The organism is Brachybacterium halotolerans (assembly GCF_016623465.1).
Taxonomy (GTDB): Bacteria; Actinomycetota; Actinomycetes; order Actinomycetales; family Dermabacteraceae; genus Brachybacterium; species Brachybacterium halotolerans.
This window is the reverse complement of sequence record NZ_JAEDAJ010000003.1, coordinates 294214-317390: the sequence shown is the minus strand read 5'-3', so window position 1 is coordinate 317390 and position 23177 is coordinate 294214. Positions and strand designations below refer to the sequence as shown.

Below are 23177 nucleotides of genomic sequence, written 5' to 3'. Positions count from 1 at the left end.
TCGGGCAGGCCCGGAACCTTTCGATCCGCCGCCGTCTCAGCGTCCCGGACCCACCCGGTATCGCGTGAACTGCGGGACGAGCACGCCGCAGGCGGCCACCCCGAGCACCACGAGCGCTCCGCCGAGGACGACGGTCAGCGGCGCGCCGAGCACGTCGGCCGCCGCGCCGTGGGCGACGTCGGCGAAGCGCGGGCCGCCCGCGACGACCACCAGGAACACGCCCTGGAGGCGACCTCGCACCGCGTCGGAGGCGGCGCCCTGCAGCATGGTCTGGCGGAAGACCATCGAGATCATGTCGGCGATGCCGCCCGCGGCCATGAAGGCGACGGCCACGGCGAGCCAGGGCATCGCCCGGCCCCCGGCCAGCCACGTCGCGCCCCCGAAGCCCATCACCACCAGGCCCCAGACGCCGACGGCGATCAGCACGGCGAGGCCCACCCGATGCACGCGGCCCAGCCAGCCGGAGAAGATCCCGCCCAGCAGCGCGCCGAGGGCCATCGCGACCGAGAGCGCCGCGAACTCCATGCCGCCCTGCGCGGGCCCCCCGAAGCTCTGGTCGGCCAGCTGCGGGTAGAGGGCGCGGGGCATGCCGAAGACCATCGCGATGAGGTCCACCGCGAAGCTGACCAGCAGGATCTTGTGCTTCCAGGTGTAGACGAAGCCGTCGAGGATGCTGCGCAGTCCGGGTCGTGCGATGGCGCCCTCGGGCTTCAGCGCCGGCAGTCGCAGCACCGCCCAGAGCGTCGCCAGCAGGCAGACCGTGTCGATGAGGTAGAGCAGCGAGAAGCCCAGGAACGGCAGCAGGGCGCCGCCGACGAGCGGTCCCGCGATTGCACCGAACTGGCCGACGGTCATGTTCAGGGCGTTCGCGGCGGGCAGCTGGTCGCGCGGCACGAGGGAGGGGATAAGGGCGGTGCGGGCCGGCTGGTTGACGGCGAAGAACGCCTGCTGGGCGGCGAAGATCCCCAGGATCACCCACACGTTGCGGACCTGCAGCAGCGCCTGCGCGGCGAACAGTCCGCTGGTGAGGATGAGGCCGAGCGTGGTGACCAGCAGGATCTTGCGGCGGTCGAAGGCGTCCGCGATCGCCCCGCCCCACAGTCCGAGCACCACGAGCGGCACCAGGCCGAACAGGCCCGTGAGCCCCACGTACAGCGAGCTGCCGGTGAGCGCCCAGAGCTGGGCGGGCACGGTGATGATCGTGATCTGCGCGCCGATGACGGTGATGATGTTCGCCTGCCACAGCCGCTTGAAGTGCGGGTTCTGCAGGGGGCGGGTGTCGGCGAAGAGCCCGCGGGCGCGCGAGCGGAGAGTGCGCGGAGCGGACGGCGAGGAGGCCGGCTCCGGTGCGGGTGCGTCGGGAGCCGGGTCGAGCGCGGGCGTCTCGGTGGTCGGATCCGGCGGGTCGTGGGGGTCGACGGTGGGCGTGGCGGGTCCTTCGGAAGGGAACGGGCGGGAAGCGATGGGCGGGTGGCGGCGGGGCGGTGCATGCGAGAGCCCCCGCGATCCGGGGATCACGGGGGCCGATGCTGCGGTCCTCGCACGATGCTAGTCGCGCCCTGCGACGGCGGGCGCCGCAGGGTCAGCCCTGCGACTCCTGCGGGGCGCTGATGTTCACCTGCCACACGATCCCGAAGCGGTCGGTGAAGGAGCCGTAGACGTCGCCCCACATCTGCTTCTCGAGGGGCATGGTCACCGTTCCGCCCACGGAGAGCTTCTCGTAGGCGCTGCGCAGGACCGGCTCGTCGTCCCCCATGAGCGAGAGGGTCACGTTGGTGCCCTGCTGGAACGGAGGGCCCATGCCCTCGATCGTGTCCGAGACGTAGAGGCGGATCAGCTCCGTGACCTCGAGGGATCCGTGCATGATCTTGTCGGCGTTCGGGTCGCCCTCGGGCACGGCGTGGAACTCGCCGAAGGTCGCGAACTGCGGGTTCGCACCGAGCGCCTCGCCGTAGAACTCGAAGGCCTCACGGGCGTTCCCCGCGAAGTTCAGGTAGGGGTGGAGTGCTGCGGGCATGGCGTCCTCCTCGACGTCGGCGCCGGCAGGATGCCGGTCACGCGAGCCAGCCTAGCGGCGCGCTCCGACGAAGGAACCGCCGCGCCCGGAGGGGGCCGAAGCCATGCGGGTCTCCGGGCCAGGCTCCTTCTCCTGCGCGCTCAACTCTCCCGCTGCGCGGCGATCCGTGCCTTCTTTAGGGCCTCGCGCTCCGAGATGTCGAGCTGCCGGGAGGCGGCCTGGACGTCGCGGAACTCGGGCTCTCGCCGCACCACGCGGCCGGAGGAGTCCCGCGCGACCTTCACGCGCACGGGCTGTCCGTCCACCTCGACCTGCTCGAAGGAGCGGGTGCGGATCGAGCGGTCGACGCCGAACCGACGCACGCCGAGGCTTCCCGTCAGGTCCATGATCAGGGACGACGCGGACTCCTCATCGCCCTCGCGCACGAGCGCGTGGATCGTGATCCCGGGCCGCCCCTGCTTCATCACGATCGGCGTCAGCCACGCGTCCAGCGCACCCGAATCGAGCAGACTCGTGATCACGCCGGGCCACAGACGCGGATCGAGATCGTCGACGTTCGCCTCGAGCTGGATCGCCGCGCGTGGGGTCGCGTGCGCGTCGGCCGCGTCGGCCGTCGCACCGCCGTCGGACTCGTCGCCCGCGCCGACGGGAGCGCCCGCGGCGCCCACGCCGCCGGTCGTCGTTCCATGTGCGCGCCCCGGTGCGGCGTCGCGGCCCACCATCACCCGCACCACGTTCGGGCGTCCCGGGGTGTCCTTGGTGCCGGCGCCGATGCCCACGGTCTCGACGATCAGCGCGGGCTGGGGGCCCGCGGTCTGCGCGAGCGCCCGCACGAGGGCGACGCCGGTGGGCGTCGCGAGCTCGCCGATGCCGGGCGCGACGCCCGGGGGCACCGGTCGCGACGGGTGGGCGTGGGGCCCGCCGACGACGTGCGGCGCAAGCTGCTCGTCCGCGTCCGAGCCGGTGCCGGCAGTCGGGTCGGTCGGCGCCTGGGCGTGGGGATCCGGATGGCCGGCGACGACGGCTTCCTGGATGGAGTGGGAATGGCCGACGCCGTCGCCGCTGACCACGTGCGGCAGGTGCCGGAGTCCGTAGGGATTCTCGTGGTGGTCCGAGCGCCCGTGGTCGTGGTCGTGGTCGTGTTCATGCCCGCTGCGTCCGTGGGGATGCCCGTGCCCGTGGGAGTGGTTGTGGTCGTGATCGTGCGCATGCCCGTGATCGCCGCCGTGGTCGTGGTCGTGCCCCGTGCCGTGGCTGTGCCCGTGCGAGTGGCCGCGGGAGGGGAGCGGCTCGCCGGCGACCGTCGGCCAGCCCTGTGCGAGCCGCACCACCGCCGGCACCGGCACCGGGATGTCGCCGTGGGCGGCGCGGATGCGCCCGGATCCGACGGCGATGACGCTGCCCACCGCTCCCGCGATCCCGAGCTGCCGCCACGCCTCGCAGGCGCCGATCACATCGGCCAGGGAGTCCAGAGCCCCCACCTCGTGGAAATGGATCTGCTCGGGCGGGAGGCCGTGGGCGAGGCCCTCGGCGTCGGCCAGGCGCGAGAAGGCGTCCAGGGCGAGCTCGAGGGTGCGCACGGGCGCCGTGCCCTCCGCGCGCGCCGTCTCGAGCATCGTTCGGATCGATGACCAGGTGCGATGGGGTGGGTCCTCGACCAGCAGCTCGACGTCGACCTTCGTGGCCTGCTGCCCGCAGCGGTCGACCGTGCGCCGACTGAAGCGGACGGAGCCGGGGATCAGCGCGTCGAGCACGGCCTGGACCGCGTAAAGGTCCGCCCCGGCGTCCACGAGCGCGCCCAGGAGCATGTCACCGGCGATGCCGGCGGTCGCGTCGATGTAAGCGGTCCTGCCGTCGACGGCGGGGCTGGTGGGGGGAAGGTCCGGCTGCGCGCTCATATCGACCGATGCTAGTGGGCACGGCCGGGAAGAGCCCCCTCTGGTTCCTCGGGTCGCCTCGCCGTAGGGTGATGAGCCCGGTGCGAGGAGGCCCCGATGTCGTATCCCGTGCTCAGCTGCACCGCCCTCGATGCGCGCGACTGCCGCGCGCTCGCCGAGTTCTACCGCGAGCTGCTCGGCCTGCACTACCGCGAGGGCGACGACCCTTCGGCCGACGGCGCGGCCCCCGACGACTCGGACTGGCTCGTGCTGCTGGACGACCAGGACCGTCGCGTCCTCGCCGTGCAGGAGAAGACGGACCTGCGGCCCTCGACATGGCCCAGCGAGGAGATCCCCATGCAGCTGCACATGGACTTCCGCGTGAGTGACGCCGACGAGCTCGAGACCCAGCGGGCCCGCGCGGAGTCCCTCGGCGCGCGGCTGCTCATGGACCGTTCCGACGATCCCGACGAGCCGCTGTACGTCATGGGCGACCCCGAGGGGCACCCGTTCTGCCTGCTCGTGGGGTGAGACCCGGAATCGAAGAGGTGCACCTTGACCCTGCCACCGTGTCAGCCGCGAGGGTGAGCCCATGGCCGAGATCTCGCATCTGATGAGCATCGGACAGTTCAGCTCCCTGAGCAGGCTGTCCGTGCGCATGCTGCGCCACTACGACGCCCACGGCGTCCTGGTGCCCGCGCAGATCGACCCGTGGACCAGATACCGCCGCTATGCGACGCAGCAGCTGGCCGACGCGGCCGACATCCGGATCCTGCGGCTGCGGGACGTCGGCTTCGGCGTCTCCGCCATCGGAGCCCTCCTCGCCGTCCGCGGCACCCCGGCCTGGTCCGACGCCCTGCGCCTGCAGCGCGAGACTCTCGTCGAGGAGCTGCGCGCGTCCCGGGGAAGGCTCTCCCTGATCACCCGCCTGCTCGACGAAGGAGAGCCCACCATGTCCATCACCCTGACCCGCACCACCGTCCCCGCCATGACCGTCGTCGCCCTGCGCGGCACCGTCCCGACCTACTCCGACGAGGGTCGGCTCTGGCAGCGGATGATGCCGGCGCTGTCCGCCCAGGGCATCGTGCCCGTCGGCCCCGGCGGCGTCATCGAGCACGACGACCAGTACATGGACCACGATCCGGACCTGTCGATCTTCCTGCCCGTGCCCGCGGGCACCGAGGCCGCGGGTGAGCTCGAGATCCTCGAACTGCCCGCGCGCGACTGCCTGGTCGCGCGCGTCACCGGCGCCTACGACCAGATCAGCGAGGCCCACGACCTCATCAACGAGCGCCTGGCCTCCGAAGGCCTCGCGGCGCGCGCGGACGGCACGCTCGCGGGTCACGCCTTCAACATCTACCTGACCTCGCCCGATCAGGTGAGCGAGCAGGAGCAGCTGACGGACGTCTACCAGCCCTTGGCCTGAGCTCTGGCGGCTCGGGCCTCCATCTGGACCACGTGCGTCTCAGAGCCAGCCGCGCGAGATGCGGAGCTGGCCGTTCTTCACCGTGGCGGAGTAGTTCGCCTGGTCCAGGCAGTCGCCGTACTCCTCGGGGGAGTCGGCCCGGCCCTGGAGGTTCCCCGTGCGAGGGCGGCCGACCGTGGTGTCGATCCGTTGGATGCCCTCGCACGTGCGCGAATGGTTCCAGTAGTTCTCGACGAAGCCCGTCTGCTTGTTCACGAGCTTCCCGCTGCCAGCGGGCACGGTGTAGGTGCCGATGTGGAACCGCTTGCCCTTCACGGTGTCGATCGCGGTCCCGGTCCAGGTGTTCTTGCCGGCCTTCTTCACCTCGATGTCGTACGTGCGCCCGGCGACTGCGGTGAAGTCGTTGGCGCAGCTGACGCCGGCGCCCCCGTCAGCCCCGTCCGTGCAGTTCGAGTCCGTGGACGTGGTTCCGGGGATGAAGCTCGAGAAAACGCCGTGCAGGCGGGTCTTGCCCGTCGTCGAGTCCGGGCGCGGCTGCAGGCCCATGTACCCGACCTGGTCCTGCCCGGTGAAGGCGTACTGCACCGCGACGTAGGAGCCGTCGATGTAGTCGGAGTCCTCATGGATCGTCATGGGCATGGTCAGGCTGGTCATCCCGGAGGCAGGGGCGTCGGGGATCTCCCAGGCGTAGCGGACGTTGCCTCCGAAGGGCTGGGTCTCCGCCTGTGCGGGGGGAGAGGCGCTTGCGGGGGCTGCGAGGAGTGCGGGGACGAGCAGGGCGGCACCGAGCGCCGGGGTCATCGAGCGGAGGAGTCGTCGGGTGGTCATGGGGGACAAGGTCTCTCCTGGGGGGGCGGATCGGGCACCCGGAGTGAGGATCGCGAGACCGCAGGGCCGCCGGGCTGCGGACCGATGGCCCGTAAGCGTCGGCTGCGGGTGCGACAGTGCTCCGCATGCGTCGGACGCCGTCGGTTCCGGCGCCCTGCCACCGAGTGTAAAACGACTCACACCTCCTGCGGCCCCGATCGCGGAATCAATGCCCCTGACCCGCGATGGTGCAGGTCAGGACCACTTGGCGGGCGGGGGTGCCCACGCCGACATCTTCGCTAACAGGTCGTCGGGGGTCTCGGCGACGACGAGCGAGGCAAGGAACTGCGGGGAGAGGAAGCCGTGCGCGCTCATGCCCCCGAGCGCCGCTAGCAGCGGAAGCCAGTAGCCATCGACATCCAGGATCGCGACGGGCTTGCCGTGGATGCCGAGCTGCTGCCAAGTCCAGACCTCGAAGAGTTCCTCCAGTGTGCCCGCGCCGCCGGGAAGGGCCACGAAGGCGTCGGCGAGCTCGCCCATCCGCTGCTTGCGCTCGTGCATGTCCGCGACGACATCGAGCGCCGTGAGACCGGCGTGCGCGATCTCGCCATCCACGAGCGCGCGGGGCATCACTCCGTGGACTTCGCCGCCCGCGTCGAGGGCGGCGTCGGCCAGCACACCCATCAGTCCCACCTTGCCGCCTCCGTAGACGATGCCGATGCCGTGGTCCGCGAGAGCGCGGGCGAGCTGCGCCGTGCGCTCGGCGAAGATGGGCGAGTCGCCGGAGGCTGATCCGGTGAAGACCGTGATCCGGCGGAGTTCGAGGGGGGAGTCGGAGGACGACGGCTGCGATGCATCCTGATGGTCGCGCGCTGCAATCATGCCTCGGAGCCTAGGTGCAGGCCGCGGCCCACGTAGGCATCGTGGCGGTGGACACTCGCGCGATGTGAGGATCGGGACCGGCCCATGGCGGAGATGCCGCAACCGATGAGCTTCGGGCAGTTCTCCCCGAGCAAGCTGTCCGTGCGCGACCGCATCGACGTGCCCGGCGAACCAGGGCCTCGCGGCGCGCGCGGACGGCACGCTCGCGGGTCACGCCTTCAACATCTACCTGACCTCGCCCGACCAGGTGAGCGAGGAGGAGCAGCTGACGGACGTCTGCCAGCCGCTGGCCTGAGGTCAGGCCGCTCCGGCCTCCTCGCGGATGAGCGCGTGCGCCTCGTCCAGGCGCTCCCAGACGTCGGGCCGCTGCGGGTCGACGACGATCGAGAGCGGCCCGGCGTAGCCGGCGTCGGCCATCAGGCGCAGGCATGCCCGGTAGTCCTCGACGTCGATCGACCCGTCCTCGCCGAAGCCCGCCTTGGCCTGGCAGGCCTCGGCGAGCGGCGCGACGCGCGCCAGGTCGGCGTACTTGTGCTGGCCGGTCCAGTTCCCGAAGTCCGCGAGGAACCCGATCGCGCCCTCGCAGCGGTCGAGCAGCTCGAGCGTCGAGTCCGCGTCCAGGAGCAGGCCCTGCCAGTTCTCCACGAGGACGCGGATCCCGTCATGGCCCGCTGCGAGCGCGCGCAGCGATGCCGCGCTGCGGGCGATGGTCTCGGGGGAGGACGGCTGGTCGCCGGCGCTCACGCGCACCTTCGGGGCTCCGAGCTGCTCGGCCACGCTGATCCAGTCGTCGATCCAGGCGCGCCAGCGCTCGCCCTCGGCCGGATCGGCGAGGTCGCCGTGGTCCACGAGGAAGCACTCGAGCGCGACGCCCGCGTCGCTGAAGGAACCGCGCAGGTCATCGAGATATCTGCGATCCGTCGAGGGCAGCGAGAAGTGGCAGATCTGTGCGCTCGCGAAGCCGTGCGAGGCGAGCAGCGCCGGCAGGTCCAGCAGGGCGACCGGGTCGGCGACCCCGTCGGTGCGGCCCTCGAGCGCGGGCATCGTGCCCGGTGCGGCGAAGCTCCCGAGGGTGCGGAACAGCGACCACGTGTGGATGGCCTTGGTGGGATCGATGGTCATGTCCGCTCCTGGCTCGGCTGCGCGTCCTCGTGCGCGGTCCAACCTATCCCGTCCCGCCTATCCCGCGGTGGTGCCGGGTCCCTGTCAGGATCGGGGGCCTGGCTCGTGCGGAGAGCGCTTCGCGAGGGCGACCACGTACCGGCAGCCGCCTTCGCCCTCGCTGCGGAACGAGGTGGGGGAGGGCGCGCCCAGGGTCAGGCAGTCGCCGGGACCCAGCGTGCTCTCCGAGGTCCCCTCGATGATGCGGAGCGTGCCCTCGAGCACCCATACCTGCTGGTCGAGAGCCCGGTAGGCATCGGCCGGATAGTCCACGCGCGCACCCTGCGGGAGCAGGACGTCGACCAGCTCCAGGCGGGATCCGCTGGGGGAGACCGCCCGACGCGTGTAGCCGGTGTCCGGGTCGGTCCAGGTCGGCTGCGCGTCGGCGCGGCGCACGCGGGATCCGTCGGACTCGGCGCGTGCGATGAGCTTGGAGAGGGTGAGGCCGAGTCCCGCGGAGAGCCGCGCGAGCAGGGCCGCGGTGGGCTGCGCCTCGGCCTGCTCGATGCGGGCGATCATGGCGCGGGAGACCCCGGAATCGTCCGCGAGACGCGCACGGGTCAGTCCCTGCTCCTCCCGCGCTGCGCGGACGATGCGTGCGAGTGCGGCGGCGAGATCCTCGGCCATGAGACTCCTTGACACGATAGTGGACTCAGAAGACTACTATGTGCGCATGACGTCGGAGAGCGGACCCGCCCGCAGCACGGGGAAGAGCGCGGCGCATCAGGGCGCGCCGACGGGCGCCGAGCCGGGCGCTCAGCCGTGGAGGATCCGCTCCGCGAGCGCCGAGGACGCCGCCGCCTGAGCGGAGATCTACGCCCACTACGTGCGCACGACGGCCATCACCTTCGAGACCGAGCCGCCGGACGCGGCGCAGATGGCGCGACGCATCGAGAGCGCGCGCGAGCGCTACGTCTGGCTCGTCCTCGAGGAGGAGGGCCGTGTGGCGGGCTATGCCTATGCGGGAGCGTTCAACCCGCGCGAGGCCTACCGCTTCACCTGCGAGGTGAGCGTCTATCTCGCGCCCAACCAGCGCGGATCCGGTCGCGGTCGTGCGCTGTACGAGGCGCTGCTGCCAGCGCTGCGCGAGCGCGGGCTCCGCCGGGCGATCGCCCTGGTGGCGCAGCCGAATCCCGCGAGCGACCGCCTCCACGCGTCGTTCGGCTTCACGCCCGTGGGCACCTTCACGAAGGTCGGCTGGAAGCTCGGCGCCTGGCACGACGTCGCCTGGTCGGAGCTGGACATGGCGCCGGACGACGACGACATCCGGGAGCCGCCCCCGCTGCGCTGAACTGCGCTGGGCCCCGGCGGGCGTCGGCCGATGGCAAGAAACCGTCCCCACATGGCGACGCACCGCCCCCACACGGCAGACCGCTGCCCCCGCATGGCAACACCCGGACCTCTGCTTGTCCCCGCCGAGGCCACAGCGCATAGTGGAGCGATGAGCCAGAGCAGCACGGCGTCCCGGTCCGACACCACGTCCCGGGCCAGTGCGTCCGCGCAGGACGGGGCGGCGCAGCCCACCATCCATCCGATCCCCGAGGGCCTGGCCGAGCGCGCCGCGCAGATCGGCGGCGCCGGCGGGACCCTCACCCAGGACCAGATCGACGCCTTCGTCGCCGACCAGCTCGCCGCGAGCGACCTCGACGGCAGGAGCGTCTGCCTGATCATCCCCGACGGCACCCGCTCCGTGCCCCTGCCCCGCGTGCTGCCCGCGATCCACCGCGCGCTCGCCGGGCGCGCCCGCTCCGTCACCGTGCTCATCGCGCTCGGCACCCACGCCGCGATGAGCGACGAGGCCATCGGGCGGCTGCTCGGCTCCGAGCCCGGGCACCCCGAGCGCACCTACCCCGGCTGGGAGGTCGTCAACCACGCCTGGCACGACGAGTCGCAGATCGCCGACCTGGGCGAGATCCCCGCCGAGCGGATCTCCGAGCTCACCGGCGGTCTCCTCGAGGACACGCCGATGCGCGTGCAGATCAACCGCCTGGTCGTCGAGAGCGACGTCGACCTGATCGTCGGCCCGGTCTTCCCCCACGAGGTCGTCGGCTTCTCGGGAGGGAACAAGTACTTCTTCCCCGGCTGCTCGGTGCACGACGTCATCGACATCTCCCACTGGGTGGGCGCGCTGATCACCGCCAGTCGCATCATCGGCACCCTCGGCATCACCCCGGTGCGCCAGCTCGTCGACGCCGCGAGCGACCTCATCGAGACCGAGAAGCTGTGCTTCGCGATGGACGTCGCCGAGGGCGGCGCCGACCTGGGCGCCATGTCCTTCGGCGATCCGCAGGCCGCCTGGGCCGCGATGGCGAAGATCTCCGCGCGCACCCACATCACCTACGTCGAGAAGCCCTACCGGCGGATCGTCGCGATCGTCCCCGAGATGTACGAGGACATCTGGACCGGCGCGAAGGGCTTCTACAAGTCCGAGCCCGTGTGCGCCGACGGCGGCGAGGTCATCATCTATGCCCCGCACATCACCGAGGTCGCGGGCATGCACCCCGGTCTGCGCGACATCGGGTACCACAACATCGAGTACTTCACGAAGCAGTGGGACCGCTTCAAGGACCACCCCTGGGGCGAGCTCGCGCACTCCACGCACGTGACCGGCCTGGGCACCTACGATCCGGAGACCGGCGAGGAGCGCAACCGCGTGCGCCGCGCCTTCGCGACGTCGATCCCCCCGGAGGTCTGCGCCGAGTACGCCGTCGAGTACGTCGACCCGCAGTCGCTGGACTTCGAGGCGCTGCGAGCCGACCCGGACACCCTGGTCATCGACCATGCCGGCGAGGTCCTGTTCCGCCTGGCGAGCGAGAGGGACGGCCAGTGAGCGCCCTTCCCGCCTCCTCCGCGTCCATCGCCTCGTCCGCGTCCATCGCCGCCTCCGCGCCCACTGCCTCCGCGGCATCCTCCGCCCCGTCGGCGCCTCGCGTCGTGCCGGGCGGATCGCCGCGGGCCGACGAAGCCGACCCCTCGGCCGACGGGGCCGGTGCCTGGTCGGGGACCATGACCCCGGAGGCGCTGAGCGGGGAGACCCTGCAACTCGCCGACGCGGTCGCCGCAGACCTCGAGGGCGTCCAGCGCCTCGGCGTCGCGTACTCGGGCGGCGTCGACTCCGCGACGCTGCTCGCGCTCGCCGTCCGCGCCCTCGGTCCGGAGCGGGTGGTGGCGCTGCTGGGTGTCTCGCCGTCCCTCGCCGCGCGCGAGCGCACCATCGCCCATCGCGTCGCGGACCTCATCGGCGCGGAGGTCGTCGAGATCCGCACCCACGAGGGTGAGCGCGAGGAGTACCGGCGCAACGACGTCGACCGCTGCTTTTACTGCAAGGACGAGCTGTTCACCCGGATCGACGACGAGGTCGCCCGCGATCTCGGGCTCGACGCCGTCGCCTATGGCGAGAACGCCGACGACGCCCTGCGCCCCGACCGCCCCGGTGCCGAGGCCGCGACCCAGCACCGTGTGCTGCGACCCCTCGCCCGCATCGGCATGACGAAGGCCCAGGTCAGGGACGTGGCGCGGGTGCTCTCCCTGCCCGTGGCCGACAAGCCCGCCGCCCCCTGCCTCGCCTCCCGCATCCCGCATGGACAGGAGGTCACCCCGGAGAAGCTCGCCCAGATCGAGCAGCTCGAGGCCGCGCTCATCGACGCCGGGTTCAGCGACTGCCGGGTGCGCCATCACGGCGACATCGCCCGCCTCGAGCTCCCGGCCGACGAGCTGCCCCGGGCGGTCGCCCCCGGCGTCCGCGAGCAGCTGCAGCGCGCCGGCAAGGACGCGGGCTTCCGCCACGTGGCCCTGGACCTCGGCGGCATGCAGTCCGGCGCCTTCACCCTGCAGATCCTCAACGCACGGGGAAGCCTATGAGCGGGTCCGGGGACGGGCTGGGACCTGCGGCGGGGTCCGGGGCCGACGATCTCCGCGACGCCGTCGGCGGCTCCTCGGACGGCGTCATCGATGGCCTGGTCACGCTGGACCTCGACCGCGCCCGGCGGCGCGGGGCGCCCGAGGCAGTGCTGTGCGACGGCAAGTCCGTGGCCCAGGTCGGCGCCATCGCCCGCGAGTACGCGCGGCTCATCGCCGAGCGCGACGAGGGGTCGGGGTCTGACGGGGGAACGGCGCCCGATGGACGAGAGACGCCCGATGGACGAGAGACGCCCGATGGGGGAGCAGCGCCCGATGAGGGAGCAGCGCCCGATGGGGGAGCCGCGACCGAAGGGCGCACCGGATCGATGGGCCCGATCCTCTTCACGCGGGCCGACGAGGACCGGGCTCGAGCCGTCCTCGCGGCTCTGCCCGACGCCCACCACGACCCCGAGGCGCGCCTGCTCGCGTGGCCTCCCCGGCCGCCCGCCCCGAGCGGGGGCCTGGTGATCGTCGCCTGCGCCGGCACGAGCGACCTGCCCGTCGCCCGGGAGGCGCTGCTCACCGCGCAGCACCTGGGGCGACCCGCCCGACTCATCGCCGACATCGGCATCGCCGGCCTCCACCGTCTGCAGGCCCGCCTCCCCGAGCTGCGCGAGGCGGCGTGCGTCGTCGTCGCCGCAGGCATGGACGGGGCGCTCCCCACCGTCGTCGCAGGCCAGATCGCCGCCCCCGTGGTCGCACTGCCCACCTCCGTGGGCTACGGCGTGGCGGCGGGCGGCGTCACGGCGGCCCTCACGATGCTCTCCGGCTGCGCCCCGGGCATCGGTGTGGTCAACATCGACAACGGCTACGGGGCCGGGCACCTCGCCGCCCAGATCGCGCGCTGGGCGCCCGAACCGGGCGCCGATCCCGATCCCCGCGACTGAGCACGTCGCCGCCTCGCCGACGGTGTCGAGAGTCCCTCGCCGGCAGATGGTCCTTCGCCGGCAGATGGTCGTCGGTCGGCCGCCCCGCTGAGCTGTCGTCCACCGGCGTATACGGGACATCTCTGCCATATATGGCAGAGAGGTCCGCTATACGCCCTCGCACGACACAGCCCCCTGCAACGCCGACCGTCGCACGGTCGCACGGGCCCGCCGTCGCACCGTACCCGCCGTCGCTCGGGCTCGCCGTCGCACCGTGCCCGCCGTCGCACCGGGCCCGCCGGTCGCACCGCTGCCGTCGGCCTCCTCACTGCCGTCGGCCGTGTCGCCCTCCTCGTCGGCCTCCTCAGTGCCTGCGCGAAGCAGGTCGCCCACGTCCCCTCCCCTGTGAGCCGAGTCTCGTTACCGGCCGGTCGAGTGATTCCTCCGCCGCCGCTCTGACCAGCGCCGCGACCCGGCGACGTGGCAACTCATGGCACAGCATGGGGCCCGGGCGTGGAGTGGAGCACACACTCTGGCGTGGTCCTGCGCCGACGGGCGGGTTCCGGACGGTGAGCCATCGACGTGCTCCCGAGGACAGCATTTCGTGGAGCAGGACCCCGCGGTGTCCGACGCCGCCACCCCGCGCACCGCAGCACGAGCGGAACCGCATCGAAGGAGATGACATGACACAGCCACAGCCCGCCGGTCCCGGCGACCCGTCGCCCGAGGCGCTGCGCGCCGCCCGGCCCGATCCGCGCGCCGCCATGGAGCGGCTGCCGTTCCGCAAGGTCTTCGCGTACGGCGCGGGCGACGCCGGCTGCAACACGGCCTTCGCCTTCGCCGGCAACTTCCTGCCCCTGTACTTCATCACCGTGCTGGGCCTGCCCGCCGGCGTCGTCGCGACGATCTCCCTGGTCGTGCTGATCTGGGACGCCTTCGCCGACGTCATCGCCGGGCGCATCGTCGACTCCACGATGACCCGCTGGGGCAAGTTCCGCCCGTTCATCCTGTTCGGCAGCCTGCCGCTGATGATCATGACGGTGCTGCTGTTCACGATCCCCCACATGGGCAGCCAGGGCCTGACCGCCGTGGTCGCCGCCGTCATCTACGCGGTGTGGGGCTTCGTCTACTCGATGGTGAACATCCCCTACGGCTCGCTCGCCCCTGCGATCACACAGGTCGCCGAGGACCGCGGCAAGCTCGGCGCCGCCCGCACCTACGGCGGCCAGATCATCACCCTGCTGCTCGTGCTCGTGATCTCCCCGCAGATCAACCAGCACCAGGGCGACGCCGACGCCCTCCAGCACTCCATCACCGTGAGCGCCCTGGGCTTCCTGGTCCTCGGCATGGCGCTGTTCATGATCACCTTCTTCGGGGTGCGCGAGCGCGTGTTCCGCGAGACCCCCAAGCTCAGCGTGCGCCAGTCCCTGCGGGTGATCCGCACCAACCGTCCGCTCGCGTTCCTGTGCGCCTCGAGCGTGATCTTCCTGGGCGGGATGTACGGGATGCAGGCGGTCGCCGCCTTCTTCACCACCTTCGTGCTGGGCGACGCGACCCTGTTCATCTGGCTGACCCTCGCGGGCGTCGTCGCGAACCTCGTGGTCGCGCCGTTCGCCCCGAAGATCATCGGCAGCATCGGCAAGCGCCGCGGCTACCTGGTGGGCTGCGCGGCCTTCGTGGTCGGCGGCATCATCATGCTGCTGCTGGGCCACGTGTTCGCCTTCGCGCTCCTGGGCTACTTCCTCATCAACCTGGGCGTCGGTCTGAACAACACCCTGATGTGGGCCCTCGAGGGCGACACCGTCGAGTACGGCGAGTGGAAGAACGACGACCGCGCCGAGGGCGCGACCTACTCGCTGTTCTCCTTCGCGCGCAAGATGAGCCAGGCCGTGGGCCGCTACCTCGCCCTGAGCTTCATCGCCCTGTTCGGCTTCATGTCCGGGTCCGACGCCGTCGCCACCGCCACGAACTCCTCGGACCACGTGCGCCTGGGCCTGTCGCTGGTCATGGGCGGTCTGCCGATCCTCATGGGCATCCTCGCCGCGGTCGTCATGCGGTTCTACCCGATCGACGAGAAGACCTTCCGCACCATGGTCGAGGAGCTCCACGAGCGCCGCGAGGCCGAGGGCGCGGGAACCGGGGCCGGGGCCTGAGGACGGTCCGGGCCCGGCTCTCCCGCCGTGCCCCTACGGCGCGGCGGCCAGGAAGTCCCAGCGGGAGAGGTCGCTCGCGAGGGGGTCGGGGTCGCGCACGGGCGGACGCTCGGACGTCTGCCGGATCGCGGTGATTCCGTCGGTGCGGAACCCTCGCACGCCGTCCCGCAGCCGGCACCAGCCGACGAGGATCCAGTTGCCGCGCACCAGGATCATCCCCAGCGGCTCGACCGAGCGCTCGGTGCACGCGCCCGTGCGAGGGTCGCGGTAGGCGAGCTCGACCACCCGCGGGTCGACGAGCACCTCGCGGACGACGCGGGCGACCTCGTCCTCCGTCGGCCCGTCGGGAGCCATGAGCGCCACGCGCGCGGCGAACGCGCGCCCCTGCGCACGCTGCTGCGGACTCATCGCGGCGAGCACCTTGTCCCGCACCCGGCCGGCGTCCCGGGCGAGTGGGGAGCCGTCCATGACGCCGAGGCCGGCGAGCACGGAGAGGGCCTCCGCCGGCGTGATCGCCAGGGGCGGCAGGGAGAAGTCCCGGCCGATCGCGAAGCCTCCCGTGCGCCCCGGGACCCCGTAGATCGGGATGCCCGCCTCCTGCAGCGCACGGATGTCGCGCTCGATCGTGCGGGTGGAGACCTCGAAGCGGTCGGCGAGGCGCGGCACGGAGATCGGCTGCTCGACCCGGGCGCGCAGCAGGTCCACGAGGGCTCGGTGGCGGTCGCTGCGCTTCACGGGCCCCACGGTAATCGCGCAGGACGAATCCGGTCGGAAACACCGACACACAGCTGTCGTTCGTGCCCTGTCTCCTGGAGTCTCCCTGCAGATGACGATGCACTCCAGGAGGAGCCATGACCGACATTCCCAGTCCCCGCGACCTCGCCGGGACGTACTTCGACTGCTGGCGCCTCCGCGACTTCGCGGACCTCGCCGCGCACCTCGCCGATGACGTCGCCTTCGACGGTCCGCTCGCCTCGCTCCGCGGCCGGGAGGACTGCCTCGAGGGGCTCGTCGGCCTCGCCCGGGCCACCACGCATCTCGAGGTGGAGCGGCGACTGGCCGACGAGGAGGACGTGATGACCTGGTTCTCGCTCGGTGTGGGCGGCTCGGAGCCGACGCCGGTGGTCAACTGGTGCCACGTCGAGGGCGGTCGCATCCGCGCCATCCGGGTCACCTTCGACCCCCGGGGGATGCTCGCGGCGGGGTGAGAGCTCGGCCGATGCCTCGGCACCGGACCGTCTCCGCCTCGACGTCGGACCGTCTCCGTTTCTAGGTCGGGCCTCGCCGCCTCGAGATCCGGCGCGAGCCCCGTGCCCCGTCGTCCGTTGGGCCCGTCTCCCGGGCTACCCTTGAGGCCTGCCGCTGGTCGGCCGACGGAGTCCCCTGGGAGGCGCACGATGACGCAGAAGGAGCACGTCACCATCTATGACGTGGCCCGTGAGGTGGGCTGTGCCCCGAGCACGGTCTCGCGCGCCTTCTCGCGGCCCGGCCGGGTCAGCGCCGCCACCCACGCGAAGGTCATGGATGCCGCGCGGCGCCTCGGCTACCGCACGGACGCCCCCGATCAGCAGGAGCGCCAGGGCAGGCAGGGTCGCCTGGGCGTCGCCGCGCCCGACCTCTCGAACCCGTACTTCGCCGAGGTCCTCTCGGGCATGCAGGAGGCGGCGCACTCGGCGGAGTACCTGCCGATCCTGCTGGACTCCGGCGAGGACGAGGAGCGCGAGCGCATCTCCCTCGAACGCTCCCTCGAGGTCGTCGACGGCATCGTGCTCACAGGCACAAGGCTCTCGGACGCGACGCTGCTGCAGCTGGCGAAGAGGGTGCCGATCGTGGTGCTGAACCGTCACGTGGCGGGCCTGGACTCGATCACCCCGGACTACGAGCACGGCATGAACCAGGCGATGACCCACCTGGACTCCCACCGGGTGCGCACCGTGACCTACGTGGCCGGGCCCGCGAACTCCTGGTCCGACGGGGAGCGCTGGCGCTCGGCCCGCACCACGGGCGCGAGCCACGGGATCCGGGTGCATCGCATCGGCCCGTTCCCGCCCACCTCCCGCGGCGGGGAGGACGCCTTCGCCGAGCTCATCGAGTCCACCCGCGGCGCGGGCGACCCCCTGCCCGATGCCGTGATCTGCTACAACGATCTGCAGGCGCTGGGTCTGCTGGTCGCGGCGCTGCGCAGCGGCATCCGGGTCCCCCAGGAGCTGCAGGTCATCGGGCACGACGACATCCCGCTCGCGCGGCTCGTCGGATCGGGCCTGACCACCGTGGCCGCGCCCAAGCGCGAGCAGGGGCGGGTGGCCGTGGACCGCATCGTGCGCCGCATCCGCCAGCCCTCCAGCGTGAAGGGCCCCGTCGAGGGCGCGCTGCCGGTGCGCCTCGTGGTGCGCGGCAGCACGGGCGGGCGCGAGGCCGCCGCGGTCGGGCGTGACGGAGCCGGCGGGCGCGATGGAGCGGGCGGACGCGAGAAGCGATGAGCGACGGAGCGGTGGAGCGCGAGGAGTCCCGCACCCGTGGCCAGTTCTCCGCGGAACGGACGAAGGCCTACGTCGACGCGGTGGTCGCGATCGCGATGACCCTGCTGATCCTGCCGCTCATGGAATCGGTCGCGGAGGCCGCCGGGAAGGAGCTCAGCGCGAGCGAGTGGCTGGGTGAGCACTGGTCGCAGATCATCAGCTTCGTGCTCAGCTTCTTCATCATCGCGCTGTTCTGGATCCGCCACCATCAGCTGTTCGCGGACGTCGAGGCCGTCTCCAACACTCTGCTCTGGATCACCGTGCTGTGGATGCTCACGATCGTGTGGATCCCGGTCTCCACCGCGATGACCGGGCAGCTGGAGACGGGAAGGGTCGTCGAGGCCCTGTACATCGGCTCGATGATCGCGACGTGCCTGTGCATGATCGTCACCCGCCGCTACCTGCGCCGACATCCCGAGCTGCACGAGGTGGAGCCGGAATCGATGCGCCGCGGGATGCTCGTCGACCTGTCGATGGGCATCCTGTACGCGGTCGCGCTGGTGCTCGCGATGATCGTGCCGCAGGTCGGCTACTTCGGGCTGTTCGTCCTGCTGTTCGTGCGGACGCTTGCGAACGTGCTCGAGCGCTCGCCGATCGCCCGCTGACCGCGGGGGACGGTCGTCGGACGGAACTGTCCCGTGGGGTCCGGCGGGGGAGGCCTCTTCGCACGAAGCGCTCAGGGCAGCAGTGTGTGCACCCAGGGCGTCTCCGCGGGAATGAGCTCGCGCGGGACGGGGGCGGGCTCGGGGCCGCCGGGCACGGGGATCGCGGTGATCGCCATCCAGTCCCTGCCATCCGAGGGTGCCAGCCCCGGCACCTCGCGCATCATCGCCCACTCCTCGCGCATCGTGAGATGGGAGTCGATGAGCAGCTCGTCGCCGTCGGCGCTCGCCTCGATGAGCGCGGCCAGGCACGCCTCCTTGTCGGCGCGCGAGCTCGGGCCGACGTAGGGGCGCGAGAGGAGCGAGACCTCGGGCGCTCCGCCCTCGTCGTCGGCCGGCCACACGAGGACGGCGGCGAGGAGCCGGCCGTCCCGTCGCAGCGCTCGGCTGCGGCCGCGGTCCCAGGTGGACGGGGGCCGGGGATCGTGGTCCTCGCCGAGCTCGGCGAGCAGGGACTCGCGCGGCGCGGTCGGGGACCAGGACGCGTGCTGGTCGATGTAGTGGTCGACCTCGAGCGCGAGGAGGTCGCCCGGCTCCTCGGCGAGCGCGGGGCCGATCTCCGCAGAGCCGACCGGACCGTGCTGCGCCGCCCAGGCCCGCATCTCGGGACCGACGACGTAGCGCCACGGTGGCGTGACCTGCACGGCGATCCCGCCGAAGCGGGCCGCGAGCTGCTGGTCGTCGATCTGGTGCTCATAGATCTTCATGCGGGGAGGCGCCGTCGAGGCGTCGACCTGCGCCCGCAGCAGCGCGTCGTCCACGCCCTGTCCTCGCAGGTCGGGTGCGACCTCGAGCAGCATGACGCGTGAATCCGGGTGCACCGTGTTGTCGACGGCGCGGCAGTGGCCGACGATGCGTTCGCCTGCGCCGGTGGGCGCGACCGCGACGAAGGAGCGCCGGTTGCCGCCCGGTCGCCAGCGGTCCTGGATCAGATCGGGGAGGGCGTCTGAGAAGGCGGCGACGTCCTCGGCCGTCGCGGGGCGCACGCGGATCTCCGTCGGGCCGCCGTTCACGCCGGTGTCCCGTGGTGGGCGAACACTCCGCCATCGGCGAAGACGCGCTCGACGAACCGCTCCGCGATGCGGGTATGCGCCTCGGGGCCGGGGTGGAGCGCATCGGGCAGCGGCAGCTCCGCCTCGTCCTGGGCGCCGTAGAGATCGAGGCCGTCGATGTGGTGCAGCCGCGGATCCTCGCGCGCGGCGCAGACCTCCGCGAGCGCCTCGCGGACGGCGGGCAGATCGAGCCGTCCGGGGGAGGTGCCGGCCGGATCGCCGGTGGCCATGAAGCGGATCTCCCCGCGCGCGAGGGCCTGCGGATCCACGGCGCTGGGGCCGGTGACCCCCTCGAAGAGTCCGCAGTGCAGCGGTGAGATCAGCACGATCGGGGTGTTCGGATGGCCCTGCCGGATCGTGTCGAGGAATCCGTGCACGGTGGGGACGAGCGCCCGGCGACGCATGATGTCCCCGCCGACCACGTTGATGCCCAGCTTGAGGCTGATGATGTCGGCCGGAGCATCCCGGATGACCTGCGCGACGGGGGCATCGATCATCGCGCTCCCGCCGAAGCCGAGGTTCCGCAGGTCCGCACCTGCGGCGCGCGCGGCGAGCACCGGCCAGGTCCCCAGCGGGGTAGCGGCGTTCGAGCCGTGGCTGATCGAGCTGCCGTGGTGCACCCAGCGCGTCCCCGAGGGTGCGACGGGACGCACGAGCGGCCGACCGGTGCCCACGTCGGAAGCGCCCGCGTCGAGGGCGCCCGTGGACGAGCTGTCCGTGGCGGGGGAGTCGACCTCCGCGCGCAGGGACTCCAGCAGGACGTCCTCGCTGTAGGGCAGCCACAGCTCCACGCGGTGCGTGCCCGTCGGGAGCTCGATGCGAGAGGTGTGCGCCGGGCCGGGGCTGGACGACGTCTCCCCTGTGAAGGGGTCATTGATGATCAGCGCGCCGCCGGTGAGGACGTCATGGGCGACCGTCTCGCCGTCGATGACGACGTCGAGCACGCCGCGCGGGCGCTGGGCCGTGGGGAACGCCGCGCGGGCGCTGCTCATCGTGAGCTCGAGAGCGCGGGCGTCGGTGTCCAGCACGAGACGCACGCCCGCGGCCTGCTGCTCCATGGCCATCAGTCTGGGCTCGGGCCAGAGCCGCCGCAGCCAGGAGGGCAGGCGATGGATGCGCACTCCCTGGGCGGTCCGCTCGAGGTCCGCGTGGCCGTGGACGAGCGGCTCGGTGATGTCGATCGTGTGCACCGGGTCAGCCTGTCACGGCTCGTCGGCGTGCGCACGGCCCTTGTCGGGACCGAAGGACGGGCCCCTCGGGCCCCTCAGAAGACGGGCTTCTCGGGCCCCTCAGAAGGCGGGTCCTTCCGGCCCCTCAGAACCTGCGCTGCATGTCGGCCACCTCGGCGTCGGCACGGAAGCCCGCCGAGAGGTACGTGGGAACCGCGCCCGAGAGGGAGCTCGGGGTGCACACGAGCGCGCTCGAGGCGCCCATCGCCCGCAGCGCATGGACGGCGGAGAGCGTGATCCCCCGGCCGAACCCGCGCCCCCGATGGTCGGGGTGCACGGCGACGGGCTCGAGCAGGCCGGGACGGCCGGGGCCCGCCGACCAGACCGTCGCGATCGCGACCGCCGCATCGTCGTCGTCGCGGCCGAGCAGCGTGAGCGACGAGCTCGCGAGCGGGGTCGCGGCCATCACGGTCCAGTCCCGGGCCCGGCGGCGCAGCTCGGCGGGCGAGGGGTCGCGGCGTCGGAACGCGGAGAAGTGGACGCGCGCCCACTCCTCGACGGGGGAGAGCCGCGCGGGCAGGCCCTGATCGGTCGACGGGGCGTCGGCCGGATCCGAGGGATCGAGGTCAGGATCGTCCTCCGGGAAGTCCGGGGCGGACTGCGGGTCGACGACGTCGGCGGAGGCCAGCGCATCGCTCATGTCCGGCATCGGGCCCAGATCCAGGCGGAGCGGCGTCCAGAGCTCGCCCTCCTCCCAGGCGTCGGCCGCGAGAGTGCGCCGGAGCGCGGCCGCGCCACGCGCCTCGACCGCACCCGGGCCCGCGTCGAGGATGCAGTGCGAGGGGTCGGCCAGATCGCTCGAGATCCGTCGGGCCAGGGCCTCGTCGTCCTCCGCGCCGGGGGCGAAGGCCAGACGCAGCAGATCCGGGCCGTCGAGCAGCCCGATCGCGATCGGCACGTCGTCCAGCTCCCAGACCCGGGTCGCCGCGGCGGTCGCCGCCAGCCCCCTCATGCTGTGCCAGCCCAGGTCGCCGGGGTGCAGCTGCAGCGGTGCGTCGTCCCGCTGCCAGGTGGCGAGGGCGTCGGCGGCGAGGAGCAGCTCGGGGACGCTGGGGGCGCGCAGTGTCGGGTCCATGGCACAAGCACACCGCGTCCGGGCTCGCGTGGCAATCCGAGAGCCGGACGAGTGGGCCATCAGGCGACGTCGGCGAGGATCTCGAAGCGCGCGAGGCGCTCGCGGTAGTAGTCGGCGTGGGCGGCGACGGGCTCGATCGTGCTGCGCACCGGGATCGGCGCCCGCTCGGCGTCGGGCACGGTCTGCTCGAGGGCGAGAAGCGCGGCGCCGCGCATGGTGGAGCGGGAGATCGCGACGTGGTCGATGGGGGTCTGGAGGGCGTCGGCCAGCAGGTGCAGCCAGGCCGGAGCGTTCTCCGTCATGCCGCCGGAGAGCACGATCCGCTGCGGGGCGCCGCCGACCTCGCGCAGCTGGTCGGCGATGCGCAGGTAGGACAGGGCGAGGCCCTCGAAGCAGCCGCGCAGCAGGTCCTCGGCGGTGGTGGACGCGGAGACGTTCGCGAGGACCGCGCGGGCGCTGTCGCGCCACTTGGTGCCGCGCTCGCCGGAGAGGAACGGCACCACCAGCGGGTTCCCGGCCTGCGGGGCCGCACCGAGCAGGGACTCGGTGTCGATCTGGGAGACGTCCTCGGGGATCGCGAAGCGGGTGCGGGCGAAGTCGAGGACGCGGCCGGCGTCGCTCATCGCGGAGCCGACGAGGGTGCGGCGCGCATCGACGCGGTAGGCCCAGAGACCCCCGGGCAGGGTGCCGGTCTCGGTGTCGAGCAGCTGGCGGATCGCACCGGAGGTGGCGGTGGAGATGCCCCAGGTGCCGGGGCCGACGGCGCCGATCCCGAGGTTCGCGCTCAGGCCGTCGCCGACGACGGGGATCCAGGTGGCGTCGGCGAGCGCGGGGATCCGCTGCGCGAGCGGGGTGCCCGCGACCGGCTGCCCCTGAGAGGGGTCGCGCGGGGCCCCGAGCAGGTCCGCGGAGACCCCGGCAGCCTCCAGCAGCTCGGGCACGTACTCACCGGTGCGGCGGTCGATCATCCCGCCCCAGGCGGCCGACGCGGTGCCCAGCACGCCTTCTCCCAGCAGCTTCAGGGCGACGTACTCGCCGAGCGCCATGAACGAGCTCGCGCGGGAGAAGACGTCGGGGTGCTCATCGCGCAGCCAGCGCAGGCGCGGTGTGTTGTACGAGGAGTGCAGGCGGGAGCCGGTGCGGTCGTGCAGGGCGACGGCGTCGAGCTCCTCGCGCAGGGCGGTGACCTGGTCGCGGCAGCGGGTGTCCGCGTAGGTGATGCACGGGGTCAGGGCGGCGCCCGAGGCGTCGACCGCCACCAGGGAGGAGGCGAAGGTGTCGACGCCGATGCCGACGACGGGCCCGGGCAGGGCGCCGTCGAGGACGGCCTCCATGGCCACGCACAGCTCCTCGACGATCTGATCGGCGTCGATCGTGGAGGTGCCGTCGGCCGCGGTGGTGAACGCGTGCTCGACCTTGTGGTGGCGCGTGCCGACCTCGCGTCCCGAGGCGTCGTAGACGGCGGCGCGGCTGCCGCCGGAGCCGACGTCGAGTCCGACGACGAAGGGGCCGACGGCGTCGTCGGTCGGGATCGAGAAGCGCGGGGTCACA

General features: G+C 72.5%; 23 protein-coding genes. 11 read left to right on the top strand and 12 right to left on the bottom strand.

Annotated features, from left to right (window positions below; all coding sequences use genetic code 11):
• Positions 1-36: 36 nt before the first annotated feature.
• The 3 genes from I8D64_RS07960 to larC form a co-directional block, all read right to left on the bottom strand.
• Positions 37-1518 carry an MFS transporter gene (locus I8D64_RS07960; protein WP_343068482.1) on the bottom strand — a complete coding sequence of 494 codons (1482 nt, stop codon included), beginning with the start codon at positions 1516-1518 and terminating at the stop codon, positions 37-39.
• Between the two features lie 64 nt (positions 1519-1582).
• Complete coding sequence (locus I8D64_RS07955) at positions 1583-2017, bottom strand: VOC family protein (RefSeq protein ID WP_200501956.1); 435 nt, start codon at positions 2015-2017, stop codon at positions 1583-1585.
• 140 nt (positions 2018-2157) lie between these two features.
• Positions 2158-3915, bottom strand: a complete 1758-nt coding sequence (gene larC / locus I8D64_RS07950; RefSeq protein WP_200501955.1) for a nickel pincer cofactor biosynthesis protein LarC — start codon at positions 3913-3915, stop codon at positions 2158-2160.
• A gap of 96 nt (positions 3916-4011) precedes the next feature.
• Between larC and I8D64_RS07945 the strand changes: the two genes are divergently transcribed.
• A complete protein-coding gene (locus tag I8D64_RS07945) occupies positions 4012-4425 on the top strand; it encodes a VOC family protein (protein ID WP_200501954.1) in 414 nt (137 codons plus the stop codon).
• Positions 4426-4486: 61 nt separating this feature from the next.
• The gene (locus tag I8D64_RS07940) at positions 4487-5320 is read left to right on the top strand and encodes a MerR family transcriptional regulator (RefSeq protein WP_200501953.1); all 834 of its coding nucleotides are present in this window, start codon (positions 4487-4489) and stop codon (positions 5318-5320) included.
• A gap of 39 nt (positions 5321-5359) precedes the next feature.
• Here the strand turns inward: I8D64_RS07940 and I8D64_RS07935 are convergent, their stop codons facing one another.
• The 4 genes from I8D64_RS07935 to I8D64_RS07920 all read right to left on the bottom strand — a co-directional run bounded on the left by I8D64_RS07935 (position 5360) and on the right by I8D64_RS07920 (position 8797).
• On the bottom strand, positions 5360-6148 hold the full coding sequence (locus I8D64_RS07935; RefSeq protein ID WP_200501952.1) for a hypothetical protein: 789 nt from the start codon (positions 6146-6148) through the stop codon (positions 5360-5362).
• Positions 6149-6382: 234 nt separating this feature from the next.
• A complete protein-coding gene (locus I8D64_RS07930; protein WP_200501951.1) occupies positions 6383-7009 on the bottom strand; it encodes an LOG family protein in 627 nt (208 codons plus the stop codon).
• Between the two features lie 297 nt (positions 7010-7306).
• Entirely contained in the window at positions 7307-8131 is an 825-nt protein-coding gene (locus I8D64_RS07925) for a sugar phosphate isomerase/epimerase family protein (RefSeq protein ID WP_200501950.1), read from the bottom strand.
• 84 nt (positions 8132-8215) lie between these two features.
• The gene (locus I8D64_RS07920; RefSeq protein ID WP_200501949.1) at positions 8216-8797 is read right to left on the bottom strand and encodes a helix-turn-helix domain-containing protein; all 582 of its coding nucleotides are present in this window, start codon (positions 8795-8797) and stop codon (positions 8216-8218) included.
• A gap of 46 nt (positions 8798-8843) precedes the next feature.
• Between I8D64_RS07920 and I8D64_RS17590 the strand changes: the two genes are divergently transcribed.
• The 6 genes from I8D64_RS17590 to I8D64_RS07895 all read left to right on the top strand — a co-directional run bounded on the left by I8D64_RS17590 (position 8844) and on the right by I8D64_RS07895 (position 15089).
• Positions 8844-8975, top strand: a complete 132-nt coding sequence (locus tag I8D64_RS17590) for a hypothetical protein (protein ID WP_281392056.1) — start codon at positions 8844-8846, stop codon at positions 8973-8975.
• A 6-nt stretch (positions 8976-8981) separates the two neighbouring features.
• Positions 8982-9461, top strand: coding sequence for a GNAT family N-acetyltransferase (locus I8D64_RS07915; protein ID WP_343068502.1), 480 nt, complete (start codon positions 8982-8984; stop codon positions 9459-9461).
• Positions 9462-9611: 150 nt separating this feature from the next.
• Positions 9612-11000: a lactate racemase domain-containing protein gene (locus I8D64_RS07910; protein ID WP_200501948.1), complete on the top strand. Its 1389-nt coding sequence runs from the start codon at positions 9612-9614 to the stop codon at positions 10998-11000.
• Entirely contained in the window at positions 10997-12031 is a 1035-nt protein-coding gene (gene larE, locus I8D64_RS07905) for an ATP-dependent sacrificial sulfur transferase LarE (protein ID WP_425490284.1), read from the top strand. The genes I8D64_RS07910 and larE overlap by 4 nt, the downstream gene beginning before the upstream one ends.
• Positions 12028-12957: a nickel pincer cofactor biosynthesis protein LarB gene (gene larB, locus I8D64_RS17285; protein WP_246482845.1), complete on the top strand. Its 930-nt coding sequence runs from the start codon at positions 12028-12030 to the stop codon at positions 12955-12957. The genes larE and larB overlap by 4 nt, the downstream gene beginning before the upstream one ends.
• 662 nt (positions 12958-13619) lie before the next feature.
• Complete coding sequence (locus tag I8D64_RS07895; protein WP_200501947.1) at positions 13620-15089, top strand: glycoside-pentoside-hexuronide (GPH):cation symporter; 1470 nt, start codon at positions 13620-13622, stop codon at positions 15087-15089.
• 33 nt (positions 15090-15122) lie between these two features.
• On the opposite strand, the gene I8D64_RS07890 is transcribed toward I8D64_RS07895, so the two are convergent.
• Complete coding sequence (locus tag I8D64_RS07890; RefSeq protein ID WP_200501946.1) at positions 15123-15824, bottom strand: WYL domain-containing protein; 702 nt, start codon at positions 15822-15824, stop codon at positions 15123-15125.
• A 116-nt stretch (positions 15825-15940) separates the two neighbouring features.
• Between I8D64_RS07890 and I8D64_RS07885 the strand changes: the two genes are divergently transcribed.
• The 3 genes from I8D64_RS07885 (at position 15941) to I8D64_RS07875 (ending at position 18213) form a co-directional block, all read left to right on the top strand.
• The gene (locus I8D64_RS07885; protein ID WP_200501945.1) at positions 15941-16297 is read left to right on the top strand and encodes a nuclear transport factor 2 family protein; all 357 of its coding nucleotides are present in this window, start codon (positions 15941-15943) and stop codon (positions 16295-16297) included.
• A 189-nt stretch (positions 16298-16486) separates the two neighbouring features.
• A complete protein-coding gene (locus I8D64_RS07880; RefSeq protein ID WP_200501944.1) occupies positions 16487-17569 on the top strand; it encodes a LacI family DNA-binding transcriptional regulator in 1083 nt (360 codons plus the stop codon).
• On the top strand, positions 17566-18213 hold the full coding sequence (locus I8D64_RS07875; RefSeq protein ID WP_200501943.1) for a TMEM175 family protein: 648 nt from the start codon (positions 17566-17568) through the stop codon (positions 18211-18213). The genes I8D64_RS07880 and I8D64_RS07875 overlap by 4 nt, the downstream gene beginning before the upstream one ends.
• 71 nt (positions 18214-18284) lie before the next feature.
• Here the strand turns inward: I8D64_RS07875 and I8D64_RS07870 are convergent, their stop codons facing one another.
• From I8D64_RS07870 to I8D64_RS17770, 4 genes are all read right to left on the bottom strand, one after another.
• Positions 18285-19283, bottom strand: coding sequence for a GNAT family N-acetyltransferase (locus tag I8D64_RS07870; protein WP_200501942.1), 999 nt, complete (start codon positions 19281-19283; stop codon positions 18285-18287).
• Positions 19280-20512, bottom strand: coding sequence for an SGNH/GDSL hydrolase family protein (locus tag I8D64_RS07865; RefSeq protein WP_200501941.1), 1233 nt, complete (start codon positions 20510-20512; stop codon positions 19280-19282). Before I8D64_RS07865 ends, I8D64_RS07870 begins: the two co-directional genes overlap by 4 nt.
• Before the next feature lie 124 nt (positions 20513-20636).
• Complete coding sequence (locus I8D64_RS07860; protein ID WP_246482844.1) at positions 20637-21626, bottom strand: GNAT family N-acetyltransferase; 990 nt, start codon at positions 21624-21626, stop codon at positions 20637-20639.
• A gap of 59 nt (positions 21627-21685) precedes the next feature.
• The gene (locus I8D64_RS17770) at positions 21686-23176 is read right to left on the bottom strand and encodes an FGGY family carbohydrate kinase (protein ID WP_200501940.1); all 1491 of its coding nucleotides are present in this window, start codon (positions 23174-23176) and stop codon (positions 21686-21688) included.
• Between the last annotated feature and the right edge of the window lies 1 nt (position 23177).